This is a genomic window from Kitasatospora phosalacinea (genome assembly GCF_000717185.1).
Taxonomy (GTDB): Bacteria; Actinomycetota; Actinomycetes; order Streptomycetales; family Streptomycetaceae; genus Kitasatospora; species Kitasatospora phosalacinea_A.
In genome coordinates this window covers 35,881-55,412 of sequence record NZ_JNYE01000025.1, presented here as the reverse complement: position 1 = coordinate 55,412, position 19,532 = coordinate 35,881, and the positions used below count along the sequence as shown (strand labels likewise).

The following is a 19,532-nucleotide window of genomic DNA, read 5'->3' as shown; positions in this document are numbered from 1 at the left end:
GATCATGCCGCAAATTTTGAACGCGTTCAATGTGGGGTGTCGGCCCCGGTCCGCCCCTTCGCGTGCGCCGCCCGGGATGCCGCCGGGCGGTCGGGCGGCCGGGCCGGGAAATCGGGTGCCCCGAGGCGGGGGCGGGTGCTAGCGTGCGGGGCGGGCGAGGCCATGGACGGGCTTCCTTCTCCTTCTTCGTACTCCTGACGAACTCACAGCCCGTCCGCCTTCCTCGCCCGCGGGGCACCCCTTCGCGGGGGCGCTCCGGCGAGGCCATGGACGGGCTTCCTTCTCCCTTTCCTCCCAAGAAACCAGCCCGTCCGCCTTCCTCGCCCACGACGTCGAGCCGGGGCGCCCCTTTCGCGGGGACGCTCCGGCTCTCGCCGTCCGCAAGGACCTGCGGGTGCCGATGCGCGACGGCGTCCACCGCGCCGCCGACGCCTTCCACCTCCCGGTCGGACGGCCCGTCACCCGCAGGATCCACCGCGACGCCGCGCACCCCTCCCGCCTGGGGCTCCCCTGCACCGCCGCGGGTACGGCGCAGCCCCACCCGGCGGCGCACTGACGCGCCGCCACCGTTGCCGCCCGGACGCCTCCCTCCTCGGGGCGGCCGGGCGGCACCGGCCTGTCGGTGGCGGCTGCCAGGATGCCGGGATGGCCGAAACGATCACCTATCTGCGCGGCGACGCCACCGCCCCCGGGGGCAAGGGCCCCCGGATCATCGCCCACGTCTGCAACGACCTCGGCGGCTGGGGCCGCGGTTTCGTCCTCGCCCTCTCCCGCCGCTGGCCCGAACCCGAGGCCGCCTTCCGCCGCTGGCACCGGGAGCGCGCCACCAACGACTTCGGCCTCGGCGCCCTCCAACTGGTCCAGGTCACCCCGCAGTTGTGGGTCGCCAACCTGGTCGGCCAGCGCGGCATCCGCACCGGCCGCTCCACCGGCGTCCCCGTCCGCTACGAGGCGATCGACGCCGCGCTCGCCAAGCTCGCCCCCGAGGCGCTGCGGCTGGGTGCCTCCGTCCACATGCCCCGGATCGGCTGCGGCCTGGCCGGCGGCAAGTGGGAGCGCGTCGAACCCCTGGTCACCGCCCGGCTCACCGACCAGGACGTGCCCGTCACGGTCTACGACCACGGACCGTAGGATCCCTCCCGGGAGGTGGGCGGATGCCGATCGCGCTGCCGCACCCGGAGGGCGTGCCGGTGGTGGGCCTGCTGGTGCTGACCGTGCTGGGACTGCTGATGTGTGCGGAGATCGTGCTGCGCGGGTCGGGCTCGCGCACGCCGGACGTGCGGCACCTGCTCGACCGCCGCCGCTGAGCGTCCGCCCGCAGCCCACCGTCTGCCGCCTGCCGCCTACCATGCCGGGTATGACGGAAGACGCCGCTGACCTGGACGGGCTGGTCCGCAAGCGGATCAGGGCGCTGCGGCTCGCGCAGGGCTGGTCGCTGGAGGAGCTGGCGGCGCGGGCCAACCTCAGCCAGTCCTCGCTGAGCCGGATCGAGAACGGGCAGCGCCGCCTCGCGCTCGACCAACTCGTCACGCTGGCACGGGCCTTGGACACCACCCTGGACCAGCTCGTGGAGACCGCGGCCGAGGACGTGGTGATCACCCCGACGGTCGACGCCCAGCACGGCACCATGCGCTGGCCGGTCAAGGGCGACCCCGGGATCAGCGTGGTGCGCCAGCGGATGACCGAGCCGCCGCCCGACAACCCGGCCCGGATGCGCGCCCACCCCGGGCGGGAGTGGCTGGTCGTGCTCTCCGGCACCGCCGTCCTGCTGCTCGGCCACCGCCGGATCCGCCTCACCACCCACCAGGCCGCCGAGTTCCCCACGATGATGCCGCACGCCATCGGCGCGGAGGGCGGCCCGTGCGAGGTGCTCGGCATCTTCGACCGCGCCGCCCGCCGCGGCCACCGGCCCGACCCGGGCCGGCGCGAGTGCTGACGGGAGGGTTTGCGCCTGCGGCATGCGGGAAGGGCAACCCCTTGCGCTTTCCGGGAGGGAGCGTGCTCCAGGCGCATGGCCGCCGTACGGTGACCCCATGAGCCACCCGCACACCCACGCCCACACCCACACCCACCAGCACCAGCACGCCCACACGCACGCGCACGCGCACTCGCACTCGCACTCGGCCGAGGACGACGCGGCCCAGGCCGAGGTCCTCGACCTGGACGCCGAGGTGCTCGCCGAACACCTCGCCGCGCTCACCGACTGGCTGCCCCTGGAGCGTGCACCGCAGCGGATCGTCGACCTCGGCGCGGGCACCGGCGCGGGCACCTTCGCCCTGCTGCGCCGCTTCCCCGACGCCCGGGTCACCGCCGTCGACGCCTCGCCCGGGCACCTGCTGCGCCTGCGCGAGAAGGCCCGGGCCCTGGGCCTCGACGGCCGGGTCACCACCGTGCAGGCCGACCTGGACGCCGCCGACTGGCCCGACCTCGGCACCCCCGACCTGGTGTGGGCCTCCGCCTCCGTGCACCACCTGGCCGACCCCGGGCAGGCCCTGCGCAAGGTCCGCGGGCTCCTCGGCCCGGACGGCCTGCTCGCCCTGGTCGAACTGGCCGGCTTCCCGCGCTTCCTGCCGTCCGACGCCCCCGCCGAGCGCCCCGGTCTGGAGGAGCGCTGCCACGCCGCGACCGACCACCTGCACGCCGAGCACGTGCCCCACCGCGGCGCCGACTGGGGGCCGGTGCTGACCGCCGCGGGCCTCACCGTCACCGGCGAGCGCACCGTCACCGTCGACATCGCCGCCACCGAGCACCCCTCCGTCGGCCGCTACGCCCTGGCCACCCTGCGCCGGATCCGCACCGCCGTCGCCGAACTCCTCGACCCCGCCGACCTCGCCGCCCTGGACCGCCTGCTCGACGCCGACGGCCCCGACAGCGTCGCCCGGCGGCCCGACCTCGCGGTGCGCACCGAACGCCAGGTCTGGGCCGCCCGCCGCTGAGCGGCCCGTCTGTCGCTGGGCCGTCCGCCGCTGAGGCCCGCCCGCCGCGGAGCCGCCCGCCGCGGAGCCGCCCGCCGCGGAGCGGCCCGTCGCGCCGGGATCAGGGCCGTTCGTACAGCGCCCGGCCGATCCGGCGGCCCAGCAGCAGGTGGGCGAGCAGGGCGCCGAGGGTGTTGAGCAGCACGTCGTCCACGTCGAACGCCCGGCCCTCCACCAGGAGGCCCTGCGCCGCCTCGACCGTGACCATCACCAGCGCGGTCAGCGCCGTCGCGGCCAGGACGCTGCGCAGCCGGGGGAACAGCACCGGCAGCAGCACGCCGAACGGCATGCCCAGCAGGACGTTCCCGCCGACCTGCTGCGCCGCGGCCCGGACGGCCGGCTGGTCCAGGTAGGCGCGGAGCGAGGAGCCGAGGTGGAAGTTGGGGTGCACCAGGTGCTGCGCGGCGGGTTCCGGCACCAGCGTCGCCCGGGCCAGCCCGACCGCGAACACCACGGTCAGCACCAGCCCGACCAGCAGCACCAGCCACCGGACGGCGGCGGACAGCGGCCCGGGGCGGTGCAGGAACGGCCGCCCCCGCCGCTCCGCCCGCGGGTCGGTGGCGCCGGTGGTGTCGGGGGTGCCGGTAGTGCCGGTGGTGTCGGCCCGGCGGGTCATCCGGTGTTTCCAGTGCCGCCAGTGCCACGGGGAGGCGCTCCCGTCCGCCCGCTCCGGCGTGCCCTGCCCGGCCGCCGTCGTCCGTCCGCTGCCCATCGTCCCGGCCCTCCTCTTCCCCGCGCGCGTCCGATCCCCGCTCCACCCGGTTCCGTGCCTGCGCCGGTTACCCGGTGACGGCGGCTCCATACCGGGCGGCTCCATACCGGGCGGCTCCGGCGTCCGCGTGGCCGGTCGGTTCCGCGGGGCGCCGGTGGGGGAGACTCGCGGGCATGGTTTCGATGGTGCAGAACGTGGCGGTCGACTGTGCGGACGCCTACCGGCTGGCCCGGTTCTGGGGCGAGGTGACGGGCGGGCAGGTCGACCCGGAGTGCGGGCCGGGCGACCGGGAGACGCAGGTGACCCTGCCGGGCGGCCCGGTGCTCTACTTCAACCAGGTGCCGGAGGCCAAGACGGTCAAGAACCGGGTCCACCTGTGCCTGCGCCCGGAGGACCGCGCCCGCGACGCGGAGGTGGCGCGCCTGCTGGCCCTGGGGGCGGTGCTGGTCGGCGACCACCGCGAACCGGACGGCACGGGGTGGGCGGTGCTGGCGGACCCGGAGGGCAACGAGTTCTGCGTGCTGCGCAGCGCGGCGGAGCGGGCCGCGGGGGCGGAGGGGACCGAGGGGGCGACCCAGAGCTGACGGGTACGTCGAACGGACGGCCGCCCCCTCCCGCACGGAGGGGGCGGCCGGTTCTCCGGTGGGGGCCGGGCTTACGGGTACGCGACCAGGTTGGCCACGTTGGTGGTGGAGTTGGACGGCCCGCCGGTGGAGTTGATGACGTGGGCGATGGTGCCGGTGCCGCCCAGCGAGACGGTCACCATGTCGTGGAAGCGGACGGTGGAGCGGTTGGGGACCTCGAAGGAGTGCTCCTCGACCACCGCCGGGTTGACGTTGAAGTAGGCGTAGGAGCCCAGGCCCCAGGCCTCGTGGGTGGTCACCGAGTCGGCGACCTTGTAGGCCGGGTAGCCGCGGGTCGAGCCGTTCATCCAGGCCGCCTGGTTCGGCGGGTCGTACGGCAGCTCGTTCTGGAAGAAGTACGTGCGGCCGTTGTTGCCGTTCCAGATCACCTGGGTCTGCTGGTAGTGCTCGACGAACAGGCCGTACATGGTGACGTTGTTGCCGTTGACGACCAGCCCGTTGGCGGCGGTGTTGCTGGTCCAGCCGACGCCGCTGCCGTGGTCCGCGCGCCAGAGCCACATGTGGTCGCCGATCACGTTGTTCGAGTTGACCACCAGCGACTGGGTGGCCTTGCCGACGCCCGCGCCGCCGATCCGGAAGAACACGTCGTGCAGCGAGGTCGGGTCGGCGCCGTGGTCGGCGGACGAGCCCGCCGCGCCGACCTGCATCAGCACCGGGGAGTTGACCGTCCCGGCGTCGATCAGCAGCCCGGCCAGCTTCACGCCGTCCACGTCCGCGACGTTCACGGCGGTGACGCCGTTGTCCGGGACAAGGGTGGCCAGGCCCAGGCCGAGCACCACGGTGTCGGCGCGGTTGACGTTCAGGGGCTGGTTCAGGTGGTAGACGCCCGGGGTGACCAGCAGGTTCTTGCCCTGGGCCAGCGCCGCGTTCATGTCGGCGGCGGTCGCGCCCGGCTTCACGACGAAGAACTGGTCGATCGGCAGCGAGCTGCCCTGCTGCGCGCCGCCCGCCCAGCTGGTGCCGGAGGTGCCCGAGCGCAGCGCCGGGACGAACACCTTGTACGCGCCCGCGGAGTCGACGTACAGGAAGGGCTTCTCGCGCACCACCGGGGTCTGGCCGACGGTGGTGTAGGGCGGGTTGGGGAAGGAGTTGGCGGGCGCGTTGACGTCGCCGACGAACACCATGTTCCAGTTGGAGCCCGTCCAGCTGCCCCACTGCGCGTTGCGCGACAGCCACTGCTGCTGGGAGCCGGAGCGGACCTGGCCGTCGACCTTCGAGTCGGCGATGAAGCCGCCCGAGGACCAGCCGCCGTCGTCCAGCTGCAGGTTGCCGCGCACGTGCATCCGGCGGTACGGCGCGGCCTGGGACACCGCCCAGCGGTCGGTGCCGCCGGTCGGGTTGACCGACAGGTTCTCGGCGGAGCGCCAGAAGTTCTGCGTCGCGTTGCCCTGGAACCAGTCGGCCTCGGCGTGCACCGCGCCGTTGATGGTGACGTCGTCGGGGGACAGGCCGAGGCCCGCGACCTGGGTGTAGAAGCCGACGTTGGCGTCCACGCTGTAGCTGCCCGGCTTGAACAGCAGGGCCTGGCGCTGGGCGCCGAACTGGTTGGACTCCTGCTGCGCGAAGACCGCGTTCAGCTTGGCCTGGACGGTCGCGGCGGGCGTCGACGGGTCGAAGACGGTCACGTTCGGCCCGAAGTCGGGCGTGCCGGGCGGGTTCGTGACGGTGCTCCCGAAGGTGAAGGACTGCGCGGCGGTGCCGTTGCAGGCGTACTGCTGCAGCTGCACCGCGTCCGCGGTGGAGGCGCTCGGCACGTCCAGGCACTTGCCGCTGTTGCGGTTGACGAAGTGGTACGCGCCGCCCGCCTCGGCGACGGCCTGCCACTGCTGGTTCAGGCCGCCGCCGTACGTCCACAGCTGGACCTTCGCGGCGTCGGCGGTGGAGACGTCGACGACGTCCAGCACCTTCGAGGTGTCGTTCTGGTTGTTGATCCGGACGTAGCCGTTGCCGAGGTCCTGGAGCTGCCACTGCTGGGCGGTGGTGCCGTTGCAGGCGTACTGCTGGACGACGGTGCCGTCGGCGGTGGCGGCCGCGGCGGCGTCCACGCACTTGCCGGAGTTCTGCGCCACCAGCGTGGTCGCCCCGGTCGGGACGGCGGCCAGCGCGGACGGCGCGGGGGCCAGCAGGGCCGTGGCGGAGGCCAGCAGGCCGGCCGTGGCGGTCAGCGGGAGAAGTCGTTTGCTGCGCAAGGGAGTTGCTCCTTCCTTGGGACGGAGGCGGTCAGGCGGGCAGGTTCCACTGCTGGTTGGCGCCGGCGAAGCAGTCCCAGACCTGCAGCCGGGTGCCGTTCGCGGAGGACGGGCCGGTGGCGTCCAGGCAGCGGCCGGAGGCCGGGTTGACCAGGGTCTTGTTCGCCTGCGCCTGCCACTGCTGCGCGCCGGTGCCGTTGCAGTCGTACAGCTGCGCCTGGGTGCCGTTGGCGGTGCCGCCCGAGGTGAGGTCCAGGCACTTGCCGAGCGCCCGGATCGTGCCGTCGGTGCCGACCGTCCACTGCTGGGCGGCGGTGCCGTTGCAGTCGTACAGCTGGACCGCGGTGCCGTTGGCGGAGCTGGCGGCCGCCACGTCCACGCACTTGCCGCCGTAGCCGGTGATCTGCCCGGTGCGGCCGCCGCTCGGGGGCGGGGTGGTGGAGCCGCCGGTGATCGCGTTGAAGGTCTTCGAGAACTGGTACGCCGACTGCGGGGTGCCGCTGCAGGTGGAGGAGAGGGTGCCGTTGGCGGCGCAGGCCTTGTCGCGGCCGACCGCCCAGAAGGCGAGCAGCTGGATGCCCTTGGAGGCGGCGAAGGTCTCCAGGGCCTGTGCGTTGGCGGTGGTGAACACCTCGGCCTGGGTGTCGTTGACCCCGATCATCGGGGTGTTGCCCTCCATCGCCCACAGCTGCTCGGAGGTCTTGGACGTCCAGATCTGGCCCAGCTGGGTGTGCAGGCCGTTGGCGGCGCTGATCGCGGCCTGCCCCATGTCCATCGCCGGGCCGTAGTCCATCGTCATGATGTTGACGGCGTTGACGGTCAGTCCGCGGCTCTTCGCGTTGTTCAGCAGGCTGATCGAGTTGGATTCGAGTCCCGAAGGGCTCACCGGCAGCGTGTAGTTGACGTCCAGCCGCTTGCCCGCGGCGGCCTGGGCCTGCTGGAGCTGGGCGAGTGCCTGGTTGCGGCGGTCGTTGGCGGCGGCGTCGTTGAGCGCGCCGCCCTCGATGTCCAGGTCGATGCGGGTGAGGTTGAGGGCGTCGACGACCCGCTTGTACTGGGCCTGGAGGGTGGAGACGCTGGTGCAGGCCTGGCCCAGCTCGGTGCCGGCGGCGCCGCCGAAGCTGGCGATCACGTCGCCGCCGGCCGCGCGGTGGGCGTTGATCGCGTTGGTCCAGCCCGCGTCGGTGATCGGGGTGTCGCCGTTGAAGGTGGCGTTGCAACTGCCGTCGCTGATCACGAAGGCGAGGGTGACGTACTTCAGCCCGCCGCTGTTGCGGGCGTCCGCCAGGGTGTTCGGCGAGTTCCAGGTCTCCAGGTACGGCGCCGCGTAGTGCGCCGGGAAGCCGGGCCCGGCGTTGGCCGCGGCCGAGGCCTGGCCGGCGCCGGCCACCAGCAGGCCGGCCACGGTGGCGGGCAGCGCGACGGCGGCTGCCGCACTGCGCAGGAGGGTGCGGGAACGGGTGCGGATCAAGGCGGCTCCTCGTGGGGGAGAACGTTCACTCGTTCATGAAGTGAACGCGAAGCGATGCCTGAGGGAGCGTCCGGAGCGGTCCGGGCAGGGCGGAAGATCCCCCTGACGGAGGATCGACGTGGTGGTGGCCAGCGGCCCCGCCGGCTTTGGTCTGGACCTTTTTCAAGACGTGAAGTTAGGGGCGTCTGCGCGGCCACGTCAACCCCCGTGCGTACAGGAGTCGAAGGACGTGTGCGGAGCGGGGCGGTGGTTGACCACCGCGCCGGGCGTGCCTAGATTGCATTTGCTTGCAAACATGAATCGGTGGCGACACCGCCGACGGACCGCGCACCACGGGGAGGCACACCATGGCCGAGGACTTCAACCAGCAGGTCATCGAACGGTTCCGGGCCAACGGCGGCCGGGTCGACGGGTTCCCCGACCTGCTGCTGCTCACCACCGCCGGACGGCGCACCGGCAAACCCCGCACCACCCCGCTCGCCTACCGCGAGGACGTCGGACGCTACCTCGTCTTCGGCTCCAACGGCGGCGCCCCGCGCCACCCGCACTGGTACCGCAACCTGCTCGCCGCGGGCGGCGGCACCGCCGAACTCCCCGACGGACAGGGCGGAACCGTCCTCCACTCGGTCCGCCCCGTCGAACTCGACCCCGACGAACGCGCCCGCCAGTACGCCGAACAGGCCCGCCGCGTCCCCGCCTTCGCCGAGTACGCCGCCCGCGCCGACCGGGACATCCCGGTCATCGCCCTGCACCCCCTCGACCTCTCCGGCAACCCCGCCCTGCCCGCCGCGATCGTCGGCCAGCTCCGCCTCCACCACGAGGACCTCCGCCGCCAACTCGCGGACCTCCGCGCCCAGTTGAACGGAGCCGACCCGGCCCCCGCCCCCGACCCGGCCGCCCGGCTCCGCGAACGCTGCCTCAGCTTCTGCCACGGACTCGACATGCACCACATCCGCGAGGAGGGCGCCTTCACCGCCTTCCAGCGCCGCTACCCGCAACTCGCCCCCGCCCTCACCCGGCTGCGCGCCGACCACCGCACCGTCGCCGACGCCCTCGCCCGCTTCGAAGCCCACCTCGCCACCCCCGGCGCCGACGACCCCGCCGCGCTGCGCGCCGAACTCGACCGGCTCACCGACGGGCTCGAAGCCCACTTCGCCTACGAGGAGGAGCACCTGCTCGCCGCGTCCGCCCCGCACCCGGAACGCTGACCCGCCGTCCGGTACCGTGAGGTCCGGCCCCGCGACCGCGGCGCCGGACCCCACCGCGCACCCACCGCGCACCGCGCACCCACCGCGCACCGCGCACCCACCGCGCACCGCGCACCCACCGCGCACCGGCCCGGGAGGGCGCATGACCGGCCCGGGAGGGCGCATGACCGGCTCGGGAGGGCGCATGACCGGCCCGACGACCCCCTCCGGCCCCCGGGAGGGACTGACCGCGGACGACGCCGTCCGGGCGATGCTGCTGCTGATGCCTCGGGTCGCCGCCCGGGTCAAACGGACCGCAGTCCCCGAGGCACTGGCCGGGTTCCAGCTCGCCCCCCGGCACCTCTCGCTCCTCGCCTACCTGGTCTTCGACGGCCCGATGCCGGTCGGCGCCCTCGCCGAACGCCTCGAAGTCGCCCACACCACCGCCAGCCTGATGGTCGGCGACCTCACCCGCCAGGGCGTCCTGGAACGCCGCCCCGACCCCGCCGACCGCCGCCGCACCATCGTCTCGCTGACCGCCGACCCCGCCACCCGCACCGCCGTCGAACGCTGGCTCGCCAACGGCTCCGCCTCCTGGCAGGCCGCGTTCGCCCCGCTCACCCCCGCCGAACGCGCCCTGTTCGTCCGCACCATGGCCGCCTACGAACAGGGCACCGCGGACGGCGCCTGACCGGCCCCGGGAGCCTCAGGCCGGGCTCCCACGCGTGCACCACCCCACCCCCAGGCCCGGCGGAGCCGGACCGGGCCCCCGGGGGGTGGCGCCCCGTGCGGGATCAGTGGAGCGGGCCGCGGTTGAGCAGGAGGTTGCGGCGTTCCGCCAGGGTCATCGGCAGCGGGCGCAGGACGGCCGTGGCGGCGTCGAGTTCTCCGGCGGCGGTGAGGGCCGCGGCGGCCGCGGCGACGGACGGCGGAGCCTGGTGGCCGACCTCCCACAGCAGCACCCGCAGCCGTCCCTGCTGCCCGGAGCGGCGGAACCCGGCGACCAGGGCGGGCAGTTCGGCGGGGGTGCGCAGGGAGGCGGCCAGGCAGGTCAGCCGTTCCGCGACCGGGAACTGCCCGGCCCGGTGGAACGCGGCCACGGCGGCGCCGAGTTCGGCGGCGGGCCAGGCCCGGGCGACGGTGGAGACCAGGTCGTCCGGCGAGATCCCGGAGTGCCGGACCTGGTGCAGCGTCGGCAGCCACTCCGCGCGGAACCGCCCCTCGCCGCCCGGCGGTCGGGCCCGTATCCAGTCGAGGAACGAGGCCTCGTCCGCGCAGCCCGCCCCGGTCAGCGCGGCCACCGCCGCGACGACCGCCGCGAACGGCGGCACGCCCGGAGGGTCCTGGGGGAGCTCCCGGGGCGGTGCGGGGCGGCGGGTCGCGAGGGCGCGGAGCAGGCGGGCCAGCCGGGAGAGTGCCGCCGCGCGCTCCGCGGGGTCGGGCGCGGGGTCCGCGGGGTCGGGTGCGGGGTCGGGTGCGGAGGCCTCGAACGCGGCGGTCAGCATGGTGAGGCGCAGTTGCTGACCGGCCTCGCGGAGACCGGCGAGGACGCCGGGGAGTTCGGCGGGGTCGCGCAGGGCGGGGACGCTGCGGGCGATCTCGTTGGCGAGGCGGGGCAGCCGGGCGTCGTCGTAGGTGGCGAGCAGGGCGCCGAGGCCGGCGGCGGGCCAGGCCCGGGCCGCCGCGCGGGCCCAGGCGGTGGACTGGTAGCCGTGGCCGTGCCGGGCCAGCATCCGTTCGGGCGGCGGGAGTTGACCGGCGGCGTGCAGGGTGCGGATCCAGTCGACGTACACCGGCTCCGTGGCGTGCGGCCCGGGCCCGGGGAAGGCGGCGGGGGCGACCCGCTCGGTCGGGAGGAGGAGCGTGGGGGCGGGCGCGGGCAGTGGGGCGGTCGGGGCGGTCGCCGGGGAGGGCAGGGAGGGCGGGGAGAGGACGAGGGTGTCCCGGCCGGTCGGGAGGGCGGCCAGGCGGGCGGCGACCTCGGTGGCGGAGCGGGGGCGGGCGTCCGGGTCCTTGGCGAGGAGGTCGAGGACCAGCCGGTCGAGCTCCGGCGGGACGGGGCCGGGTGCTTCCGGGCCGGGCGGCCGGGGCGGTTCGGAGAGGTGGCGCAGCATCAGCGGGACGGGGTCGCCGCTGCCGAACGGCGGCCGCCCGGTGAGGAGTTCGAACAGCACGCAGCCGAGCGCGTACAGGTCGCCGCGGTGGTCGCCGGAGCGGCCGTGGAAGCGTTCCGGCGGCAGGTAGGCCACGGTGCCCATCACCCGGCTGTGCGAATCGGTGCCGCCCTCGCGGTGCTTGGCGATGCCGAAGTCGAGGATCTTCAGCCGCCCGTCCCGGGCCAGGAACAGGTTGGCGGGCTTCAGGTCCCGGTGGACCACCCGCGCGGCGTGCGCGAACGCGAGCGCGTCGCAGAGCTGGAGCGTCCAGCCGACCGCCTCGGCGAGCGGCGGCGGGCCCTGGGTGCGGAGCCGGACGGCCAGGTCGGTGCCGGTGAGGAGCTCCATCACCAGGTAGGCCGTCCCGTCCGGCTCGCGGCCCAGGTCGTGGACGGTGACGATGCCGGGGTGGCCGAGACCGGCGGCGAGCCGGGCCTCGTTCAGGAACAGTTCGGCGCCGCGCGGGTCGGGCAGGTCGGCGTGCAGCAGCTTGACGGCGACCGGGCGCCGCAGCGTCACGTCCCAGCCGTGCCAGACCTGGCCCATGCCGCCGCGTCCGATCGGCTCGTCCAGCCGGTAGCGCGCGGCGAGCATCCGCCCTGCGGCCAAGAGTGCCTCCCCGGTCTTCCCCGACCGGTCGCCGTGGTCAGGGGGCGGGCCGGTCCGTCCGGGAATCTACCAGTCCGGCCGGGTGTCGGCGGGAGGTGATCGGATGGCCGCATGCCCGTTGCCGACCTGATCAGCCGACTGCCCGGTATCCCGGCGGTCCTGGACCGCTGCCGCGCCCTGGCGATGCTGGACGCCGTCCTCGCCCCCGTCTGGGCCGACCGCTGCTACTCCTGCGACTCCCGGTGGGCGCCCGGCGAGGTGATGGCCTCCATGCGGGACGGCTCCGGCAACGCGTACCGGATCGTCTTCTCCGCCGCGGGCGCCTTCGCCACCGGCTTCGACCACGAGTCCGCACTGAGCCCGTACCGCCCCGGCCCCGGCCTCGGCAGGCCGTGGCCCGGGCTGCTGGACGGGGTGCCGGAGGCGTTCCGGGCGCAGCTGGCCGAGCCCGCGTTCTGCGACGGGGACGGGGACGGGGTGCCGGAGGCCACGGTGTGCTTCTGGCGCGAGGCCGCCGACCCGGCCTGGCACACCGGGAACCCCGCACCCGCACCGGACGACGGCGGCGCCGCCCGGCTGTTCGGCGTACTGCTGGACGGCAGCCCCGAGGCCTACCGGAGCTTCGCCGAGGAGTACTACGAGGTGGACGTCGCCCTCGACGCCGTCCGCCACGTGTACGCCCTGCGGCCGCTCACCCGCCAGGTCGTGCGGGCGCTGAACCCGCACCTGGAGCTCGCCGCCCCCGCCGGGGACGTCGCGGAGATCGGCTACCCGACCGGCAGTTGAGCCCCGACCGGGCCCGCACCGCACGCTCGACGGTCTCCACCTGCCGCTCCGGCTGCCTACGGTCCGCGCCGCCAACACCCGCAGGGCGGAGCCGAGTTGCATCGTACCGGGACGGCCCGGGCCGGAGCCCCGTAACGACTTGTCCACAGCCGGGCCGCTCCGCTGATTACGGGGGTCGGCGGACCTACCCTGGCGGCATGAGCGGAACCGGGGAGGAACCCGAAGTCCGGGCGGAGCGGTTGCGGCGGGAGCGGGAGTGGGTCGAGGCGCTGGAGAAGCGGATCCAGGAGCGGGATGCGGTGGAGCGCGCCCGGCGGGAGGCCGAAGCCCGGCAGGCGGAGCGTGATGCCTGGGCGGAGGGGGAGCGCGGCGCGGCGGGCAGCCACACGGAGGTCACCGGGCCGGACGGCGAACCGGTGCGGATCGCCGTGGTCTGGCTGGGCCGCCACCAGGCCGTCGCCGGGGCCTTCCGGCCGTCCCCGTCACCGGACTTCGGGAGCAGCGGGGAGGCGTTCTTCTTCGTCGTCCCGTACCTCCTCCTGCTCGGCCTCTACCGCGCCACCGGCTGGCTGCTCCTCGAACTCCGGCGCCGCCCCCGCTGGGCCGTCGCCGTCGCCGTCGGCCCCGCCGCCCGGCCCGTCGCGGTCATCCGCGGCCGGGACCGGGAGCAGGTCATCCGCGCCGCGTCCGACCTGGCCGCCCGGGTGGAGCAGGAGGGCGCGGCAGCCGTCCCGCGGCCCGTCCGGGCCTGAACCCGCCGGGACCCGGCCCGTTGTCGAGACGGATAGGGTCGTGCGCATGCCGTTCGACCACAACGACCACTACCACCGCCTCCTGCTGCGCCAGTTGCCCCCCGGCTGCCGGACCGCGCTGGACGTCGGCTGCGGGACGGGCCGGTTCGCCCGGCGGCTGGCCGCGCGGGGGATCGCGGTGGACGCCGTCGACCCCTCGGCGGAGGCGGTCGCGGCGGCCCGGGAGTTGACCGCCGCTGCGGGGGAAGGGGAAGGGGCGGGGGAGGGGCCGCGGTTCCGGCAGGCGGACGTCACGCAGGTCGAACTGCCGCGCGGGCACTACGACTTCGTCTCCTGCCTGGCGAGCCTCCACCACGTGCCGTTCGACACCGTCCGGACCTTGCGGGAATCGCTGGCGCCGGGCGGGGTGCTGGTCGTGCTCGGCTGCCACCCGGAGCACTCGCGGACGGACTGGGCGTGGAGCCTGGCCGCCGTCCCCGTCAACGCGGCCGCGCGGGCGGCCGTCGCGCTCGCGGAACGGGTGCGGGGCGTGCGGCCGACCGGCCCGGGGGCGGTGCGGGCGCCGGTGGCGCCGCCGCGGATGACCTACGCCGAGACGCGGCGGGAGGCGGCCGTGCTGCTGCCGGGCTTCCGGATGCGGCGGCTGCTGTTCTGGCGGTACCTGCTCGTCTACCGCGCTCCGGGGGCGGTAAGCGCGGCGGGGGCGGTAAGCGCTCCGGGTGCGGCGGGTGCCGCAGGCGCTGCGGTCCGGGCGGCCGGGGGGAGTTGATGCCGCGCAGGAACGGCACCAGCGAGCTGCTGATCGGCGCCTGCCCGGGCCCGCCGCTGTGCGGGGACGTGCACACCTACCTCTTCGTGGACGGCCTCGACCTCGTCGCGCGCAGCAACGCCGCCGCGGTCGGCGCCCCGCCGGGGCGGCTGCTCCGGCCCGGCGGGCCGCTCTGGCCGGCCGAGCGGGCCCGCACCGTGGAACTGACCGCGGGGGACGGGCCCGGGGTCGAGATCCGGGTGCGGTTGCGCGGGCTGCGCGTCGTGTGGAGCGACCTGATGTACCCCGGGGCCGACGAGCGCCCCGTCGAGAAGGTCCGCTTCGACCTGCGGCAGTACCTGACCGAGCTCGAACGGGCCCACGCCCGCTGGGGTGGCGGCGGCGGGGCGCCGCCCGGAAGCCCGTGACGGATCCGGGTGCGGGCACGGGCACGGTCACGGGTTCAGGACAGCGGGCTCAGGGGAGCGGGCGCAGGAGAGCAGGCTCAGGACAGTGGGCTCAGGAGTTCGGGCCCAGCGCCTCGAACAGCGTGTCGATCCGCAGCCCCAGTTCGGCGTCCGTCGCCCCCGTCACGACGACCCTGACGAGGTCGTCGTCCCGGGTGACGTTCGCGAGGCGGACGCGGAGCGTCCTGGCCGAGCCCGCCACCGGGTGGGTGTCCCACGTGCCGGGGTCGTCCTCGTCGGTGCTCCGCACGTGCGCGGCGAGGGCGTCCCAGTCCGTCCCCGTGAAGTCGCGGGCGAACTCGGCCAGCAGGTGCAGGAACAGGCCGAGGCTCCGGCGCCGGACCAGGCCGTCCAACTCGTGCTCCGGCGGCTCGGCACCGGCGGGCGGGGCGGGGCGGAGCGCGCCGCTCACCGGGTGCTCGTCGCGGAAGAACGTGCGAAGGCGCACGGAGAGGTCGAGTTGGCGGCACGCCGTCTCGGGATCGTAGGCCGCGGTGGGCAGTTGGGGCACGCGCTTGCGGCCCGTCCCGTCCAGGCGGTAGGGCTCCTCGAACGCCCGCTCCCACCGGTCGACGGCGGGCGTGAACCGCTCGCGCGCGTCGGCCGCGTCGGTGCCGAGGTAGTGCGCGATCTGCTCCCACGAACTGCCGCGCTCGCGCTCGAAGACCACCGCCCTGCTGAGCAGCCGGTCGGCGATCCCCCGCAGGGCGGCGGCCTCACTGACCCGTCCGCCCGGGCCCGTCTGGTCGTCGAACCGGGTGATCGCCAGGTTCCCCGCCGCCCCGGCGAGGTCGACGCTGGTGTCGCTCAGGGCCAGGCGCGCCAGGGCCGCCCGGCTGAAGGCGCTGCGTTCGGCGTCGTAGGGCGTGGACTCCGTCAAACCAAGTGCTCCCGTTGAACCGTCCGGTGGCCCGGCCGTCCGGTGCGCCGGGTCCGCCGGACAGTGTGCTGCCCCGGGGCCGCGGACTCCAACGGTTTTCCGGCCCGGAGCGCCCGGAGCGCCCGGGGGCTTGGAGCACCCGGGGCCCGGAGCGCCCGGGCCACCGGACGGCCGGGTTTCTGGACTTGCCGGTCCATTTTTCGCTGCCTAGCGTGCTGGACGTAGACGTAGACGTAGACGTGGACGTGGACGTGCCCGGACGCGACCGGGCCCGAGCAGGAAGGCGAGCACCCATGCACGCGATCCGGATCGAAGCGCACGGCGGCCCCGAGACCATGCGCTGGACCGAACTCCCCGACCCCGTCCCCGGCCCCGGGGAGGTGCTGGTGCGGCTGGCCGCGGCAGGGGTCAACTACATGGACGTCGGCGCCCGCGCCCAGGGCGGGCCGGGCTGGGCGGCGCCGGCGGTGCTCGGCGTCGAGGGGATGGGGTACGTCGCCGCGCTCGGCGCGGGCGTCACCGGCCCGGCCGTCGGGGCGCGGGTCGCCTGGTTCTACCACCCCGGCAGCTACGCCGAACTGCTGGCCGTCCCGGCCGACGTGCTGGTCGAGGTGCCCGACGAGGTGCCGGACGAGGTCGCGGGCGGACTGCTGATGCAGGGCCTGACCGCCAACCACCTCACCACCGAGACGTACCCCGTCGCCCCCGGCAGCACCGCCGTCGTGCACGCCGCGGCGGGCGGCGTGGGCCGACTGCTCACCCAGCTGGTGAAGGCCCGCGGCGGCCGGGTGATCGGCCTGGTCTCCCGGCCGGAGAAGGCGGCGGTGGCGGCGGAGGCCGGGGCCGACCACGTCCTGGTGCACTCCGGCGCCGGGTTCGAGCAGCAGGTCCGCGAACTCACCGGCGGACGCGGGGCCGACGTGGTCTACGACGGCGGCGGCGCCGACACCTTCCGCTCCTCCCAGCTCGCACTGCGTCCGCACGGCGTGCACGCCTACTACGGCCCGTTCATGGGCGTCCCGACGCTGCGGCCCACCGACCTGCCCGCCAGCATCCTGCTCAGCTACCCGGTCGTGCACCACCACGTCGCCACCCGCGAGGCCCTGGTGCGGCGCTCCGGCGAGGTGTTCGACCTGGTCCGGGACGGGCGGCTGGTCCAGCAGGTCACCGGCCGGTACCCGCTCGCCGAGGCCGCCCGCGCGCACGCCGACCTGGAATCCCGCCGCACCACCGGCAAGCTGGTCCTGCTGCCCTGACCGACCCGCCACCCCCGGAGGAGAACAGTGCCGCTCACCCGCAAGGGCGCCGCCACCAGGCAGCGCATCGTCGACGGCGCCGCCGAACAGATCCGCGAGCACGGCGTGCTCGGGGCCCGGCTGGAGGACGTGATGGCCCGCACCGCGACCAGCAAGAGCCAGCTCTTCCACTACTTCCCCGGCGGGAAGGACGAGCTGCTGCTCGCCGTCGCCCGGCACGAGGCGGCCCGGGTGCTCGAGGACCAGCAGCCCGAACTCGGCGCCCTCACCTCCTGGGACGCCTGGCGGCAGTGGCGCGACAAGGTGATCGCCCGCTACCGCGCCCAGGGCGTCAACTGCCCGCTGCACACCGCGCTCGCCCGACTCGGCGACGCCACCGACGCCACCCGGGCGGTCACCTGCGAACTGCTCGCCCAGTGGCAGCGCCAACTCGCCGCGGGCATCCGCCACCTCCAGGCCGACGGCGAGACCGCTCCGGGCCTGGACGCCGACCGGGAGGCCGCCGCGCTGCTCGCCGGGATCCAGGGCGGCGTGCTGATCCTGATGGCCACCGGCGCCACCACCCACCTGGAGGCCGCCCTGGACACCGGCCTCGACCGCCTGCGCGGCGCGCGGCCCTGACCTGCTGCGCGGCCCCGCCGCGGGTCGCGCCGCGGGCCGTGCCGCGGGTCGCGCCGGGTTGGCGGGATCTTGACGGCCGTAGGCGCTCACGCCACTCGTGGGGCGGGGGTGCGGGCCGCGAGACTGGAGCCGTCGCCGACCGGGCCCACCGGAAGCCCCGGAACCCCCGCACCACCAGGAAGAGGCACCCCCGTGTCCGTCACCGCCACCGCCGCGTCCGCCACTCCCACCAGCGCCGTCCTGAGCGTCCCCGCCGCCGCCCCGGCCGAGGCCGCCGCCCACTACGCGGCCCGGCTCGCCTTCGAGGCCGACGTCTCCGACGTCCACGCCGACCTGGCCTCCGGCGCGCCCGGCATCGTGGTGGTCGACACCCGCAGCAAGGCCGCCTGGGACCAGGGCCGCATCCCCGGCGCCGTCCACCTCCCCACCGCGCGGATCGCCGAACTCGCACCCGGGACGATCGACCCGTCCCTGACCGTGGTCACCTACTGCTGGGGCCCCGGCTGCAACGGCGCCACCCGCGCGGCGCTGGCCTTCGCCCGCCTCGGCTACCGGGTCAAGGAGATGCTCGGCGGCTTCGAGTACTGGGCCCGCGAGGGCTTCGCGTACGACACCGCCGCGGGCAGCGAGCAGCGCCCGGTCGACGACCTGACCGCCCCGCGCTCGGGCATCTCCTGCGCCTGCTGAAGCCCGCCGCCCGGCCGTTCCCGGCACTCGGGCACTCGGGCGCTCGGGCGCTCAGGCGCGGTACGCGGCCGTCGCCGTCCCGACGAAGGCCCGCACCAGCGGGTCGGACGCGCCCGCGTTCCACGCCACCACCACCCGGCTCGGCTCCATGTCGAGCAGCGGCACCACCGCCAGCCCGGCGGGCAGCTCGTGCCCGAGCGGCGCCAGGCCGACCGTCCCGTTCCACAGCACCGCCTGCAGGCACTCCTGGACGCCGCGCACCACCGGCCCCTCGCGCTCCGCGCCGCCGTGCCAGTACGCCTGCCAGCGCGGGTCGGTGCCCGGCGGGAACCTGAACCAGCGCCGGTCGGCCAACTCGTCCAGCCGCAGCCGCTCGCGGCGGGCCAGCGGGTCGTCCGCGCGCACCACCGCCCCCACCGGATCGGCCCGCAGCGTGCGCACCTCCAGGCCGGACTCGTCGAACGGCGCCCGGGTCAGCGCCACGTCCACCAGCCCGGCGCGCAGCCCGCAGGTCGGGTCGGTCAGGTCGGTCTCCCGCACCCGGACGTCGACCTCCGGACGGCTGCGGCGGAAGGCCGCCGCCGACCGGAACACGCCCTGGTCGGTGCCGTCGCCCAGGATGCCGACGGTGAGGCCCGCCCGCCCCGCCGCCGCACCCACCCGCAGCCGGGCCCGCTCGGCGCCCGCCAGCAGCCCGCGGGCCTCCTCCAACAGCACCGCCCCCGCCGGGGTGAGCGCGACCCCCGCGGGCGAGCGCACCAGCAGCAGGGCACCCAGGTCGGCCTCCAGCTGCCGGACCGCCCGGCTCAGCGGCGGCTGGCTCATGTGCAGGCGGCGGGCGGCCCGGCCGAAGTGCAGTTCCTCGGCGACCGCCACGAAGTAGCGCAGGGTCCGTAGCTCCACGCTGCGACGATACCCATCCGGCATCGGCCGCGCGGAACCGGTCTTGGACAGCCGCCCGGCCCCGGCGGTGGACTCGTCGGGACGCGGCCGATCCGGGCCCGCGCCACCGACCCCACGGACGGGAACCACGGGAGCCATGACCACCGCCTACTGGATCGTCGCCGGACCGCTCGCCCTCCTCTACCTCTACTCCGGCGCCCTCAAAGCGCTCCGCAGCCCCGACCGGCTCCGCCCGATGATGGCCTGGGTCGACCGCGTCCCCCTCCCCGCCCTGCGCACCCTGGCCGCCCTGGAACTCCTCGGCGCCGCCGGCCTCCTCCTCCCCACCACCCTCCTCGCCTGGCCCGCCCCCGCCGCGGCCGCCGGCCTCGCCCTCCTCCAACTCGGCGCGATCCCGGTCCACCTGACCGGCGGCGACCGCCGCATCGCCCTCAACCTCGTCCTGCTCGCCGTCGCGGCCGCGGCCCTCGGGCTGTCCGTCGCCTGACC

At 75.5% G+C, this 19,532-nt stretch carries 22 protein-coding genes; 16 read left to right on the top strand and 6 right to left on the bottom strand.

Annotated features, from left to right (window positions below; translation table 11 throughout):
- The first annotated feature begins 394 nt into the window (after nt 1-394).
- From OO57_RS43790 to OO57_RS13175, 5 genes are all read left to right on the top strand, one after another.
- Nucleotides 395-556, top strand: a complete 162-nt coding sequence (locus OO57_RS43790) for a hypothetical protein (RefSeq protein ID WP_158715110.1) — start codon at nt 395-397, stop codon at nt 554-556.
- 89 nt (nt 557-645) lie between these two features.
- The gene (locus OO57_RS13185; RefSeq protein WP_033252588.1) at nt 646-1,131 is read left to right on the top strand and encodes a macro domain-containing protein; all 486 of its coding nucleotides are present in this window, start codon (nt 646-648) and stop codon (nt 1,129-1,131) included.
- A gap of 23 nt (nt 1,132-1,154) precedes the next feature.
- Nucleotides 1,155-1,307, top strand: a complete 153-nt coding sequence (locus OO57_RS43785) for a hypothetical protein (protein WP_158715109.1) — start codon at nt 1,155-1,157, stop codon at nt 1,305-1,307.
- 50 nt (nt 1,308-1,357) lie between these two features.
- A complete protein-coding gene (locus OO57_RS13180) occupies nt 1,358-1,936 on the top strand; it encodes an XRE family transcriptional regulator (protein WP_199811255.1) in 579 nt (192 codons plus the stop codon).
- A gap of 97 nt (nt 1,937-2,033) precedes the next feature.
- Nucleotides 2,034-2,936 (top strand): class I SAM-dependent methyltransferase, encoded by a 903-nt coding sequence (locus tag OO57_RS13175; protein WP_033252586.1) that lies wholly within the window; start codon nt 2,034-2,036, stop codon nt 2,934-2,936.
- 100 nt (nt 2,937-3,036) lie between these two features.
- On the opposite strand, the gene OO57_RS13170 is transcribed toward OO57_RS13175, so the two are convergent.
- Nucleotides 3,037-3,687, bottom strand: coding sequence for a VanZ family protein (locus tag OO57_RS13170; RefSeq protein ID WP_324606779.1), 651 nt, complete (start codon nt 3,685-3,687; stop codon nt 3,037-3,039).
- Nucleotides 3,688-3,860: 173 nt separating this feature from the next.
- Here OO57_RS13170 and OO57_RS43780 point away from each other — a divergent pair, with 173 nt between their 5' ends.
- Nucleotides 3,861-4,271 carry a VOC family protein gene (locus OO57_RS43780; RefSeq protein WP_033252585.1) on the top strand — a complete coding sequence of 137 codons (411 nt, stop codon included), beginning with the start codon at nt 3,861-3,863 and terminating at the stop codon, nt 4,269-4,271.
- A 71-nt stretch (nt 4,272-4,342) separates the two neighbouring features.
- On the opposite strand, the gene OO57_RS13160 is transcribed toward OO57_RS43780, so the two are convergent.
- Nucleotides 4,343-6,520, bottom strand: coding sequence for an RICIN domain-containing protein (locus tag OO57_RS13160; protein WP_081973649.1), 2,178 nt, complete (start codon nt 6,518-6,520; stop codon nt 4,343-4,345).
- 31 nt (nt 6,521-6,551) lie between these two features.
- The gene (locus OO57_RS13155; RefSeq protein WP_033252584.1) at nt 6,552-7,991 is read right to left on the bottom strand and encodes a chitinase; all 1,440 of its coding nucleotides are present in this window, start codon (nt 7,989-7,991) and stop codon (nt 6,552-6,554) included.
- Between the two features lie 347 nt (nt 7,992-8,338).
- Between OO57_RS13155 and OO57_RS13150 the strand changes: the two genes are divergently transcribed.
- Nucleotides 8,339-9,199, top strand: coding sequence for a nitroreductase/quinone reductase family protein (locus OO57_RS13150; protein ID WP_033252583.1), 861 nt, complete (start codon nt 8,339-8,341; stop codon nt 9,197-9,199).
- A gap of 184 nt (nt 9,200-9,383) precedes the next feature.
- Nucleotides 9,384-9,869 (top strand): MarR family winged helix-turn-helix transcriptional regulator, encoded by a 486-nt coding sequence (locus tag OO57_RS13145; protein ID WP_033252582.1) that lies wholly within the window; start codon nt 9,384-9,386, stop codon nt 9,867-9,869.
- 103 nt (nt 9,870-9,972) lie between these two features.
- Here the strand turns inward: OO57_RS13145 and OO57_RS39415 are convergent, their stop codons facing one another.
- A complete protein-coding gene (locus tag OO57_RS39415) occupies nt 9,973-11,943 on the bottom strand; it encodes a serine/threonine-protein kinase (protein ID WP_158715108.1) in 1,971 nt (656 codons plus the stop codon).
- 111 nt (nt 11,944-12,054) lie between these two features.
- Between OO57_RS39415 and OO57_RS13135 the strand changes: the two genes are divergently transcribed.
- From OO57_RS13135 to OO57_RS13120, 4 genes are all read left to right on the top strand, one after another.
- Nucleotides 12,055-12,729 carry a hypothetical protein gene (locus OO57_RS13135; protein WP_033252581.1) on the top strand — a complete coding sequence of 225 codons (675 nt, stop codon included), beginning with the start codon at nt 12,055-12,057 and terminating at the stop codon, nt 12,727-12,729.
- A gap of 197 nt (nt 12,730-12,926) precedes the next feature.
- Nucleotides 12,927-13,481 (top strand): hypothetical protein, encoded by a 555-nt coding sequence (locus OO57_RS13130; protein ID WP_158715107.1) that lies wholly within the window; start codon nt 12,927-12,929, stop codon nt 13,479-13,481.
- 46 nt (nt 13,482-13,527) lie between these two features.
- Nucleotides 13,528-14,250 carry a class I SAM-dependent methyltransferase gene (locus OO57_RS13125; protein WP_033252579.1) on the top strand — a complete coding sequence of 241 codons (723 nt, stop codon included), beginning with the start codon at nt 13,528-13,530 and terminating at the stop codon, nt 14,248-14,250.
- Entirely contained in the window at nt 14,250-14,657 is a 408-nt protein-coding gene (locus OO57_RS13120; RefSeq protein WP_199811254.1) for a hypothetical protein, read from the top strand. The genes OO57_RS13125 and OO57_RS13120 overlap by 1 nt, the downstream gene beginning before the upstream one ends.
- Nucleotides 14,658-14,748: 91 nt before the next feature.
- Here OO57_RS13120 and OO57_RS42485 read toward each other — a convergent pair whose 3' ends face one another.
- Complete coding sequence (locus OO57_RS42485) at nt 14,749-15,576, bottom strand: hypothetical protein (protein ID WP_033252578.1); 828 nt, start codon at nt 15,574-15,576, stop codon at nt 14,749-14,751.
- A gap of 293 nt (nt 15,577-15,869) precedes the next feature.
- Here OO57_RS42485 and OO57_RS13110 point away from each other — a divergent pair, with 293 nt between their 5' ends.
- The 3 genes from OO57_RS13110 to OO57_RS13100 all read left to right on the top strand — a co-directional run bounded on the left by OO57_RS13110 (nt 15,870) and on the right by OO57_RS13100 (nt 18,140).
- The gene (locus OO57_RS13110) at nt 15,870-16,832 is read left to right on the top strand and encodes a quinone oxidoreductase family protein (RefSeq protein WP_033252577.1); all 963 of its coding nucleotides are present in this window, start codon (nt 15,870-15,872) and stop codon (nt 16,830-16,832) included.
- Nucleotides 16,833-16,859: 27 nt separating this feature from the next.
- Nucleotides 16,860-17,453: a TetR/AcrR family transcriptional regulator gene (locus OO57_RS13105; RefSeq protein ID WP_033252576.1), complete on the top strand. Its 594-nt coding sequence runs from the start codon at nt 16,860-16,862 to the stop codon at nt 17,451-17,453.
- A gap of 192 nt (nt 17,454-17,645) precedes the next feature.
- Nucleotides 17,646-18,140 (top strand): rhodanese-like domain-containing protein, encoded by a 495-nt coding sequence (locus OO57_RS13100; protein WP_033252575.1) that lies wholly within the window; start codon nt 17,646-17,648, stop codon nt 18,138-18,140.
- 51 nt (nt 18,141-18,191) lie between these two features.
- Here OO57_RS13100 and OO57_RS13095 read toward each other — a convergent pair whose 3' ends face one another.
- Entirely contained in the window at nt 18,192-19,043 is an 852-nt protein-coding gene (locus OO57_RS13095; protein ID WP_199811253.1) for a LysR family transcriptional regulator, read from the bottom strand.
- Between the two features lie 136 nt (nt 19,044-19,179).
- Here OO57_RS13095 and OO57_RS13090 point away from each other — a divergent pair, with 136 nt between their 5' ends.
- On the top strand, nt 19,180-19,530 hold the full coding sequence (locus OO57_RS13090; RefSeq protein ID WP_033252574.1) for a DoxX family protein: 351 nt from the start codon (nt 19,180-19,182) through the stop codon (nt 19,528-19,530).
- Nucleotides 19,531-19,532: the final 2 nt, after the last annotated feature.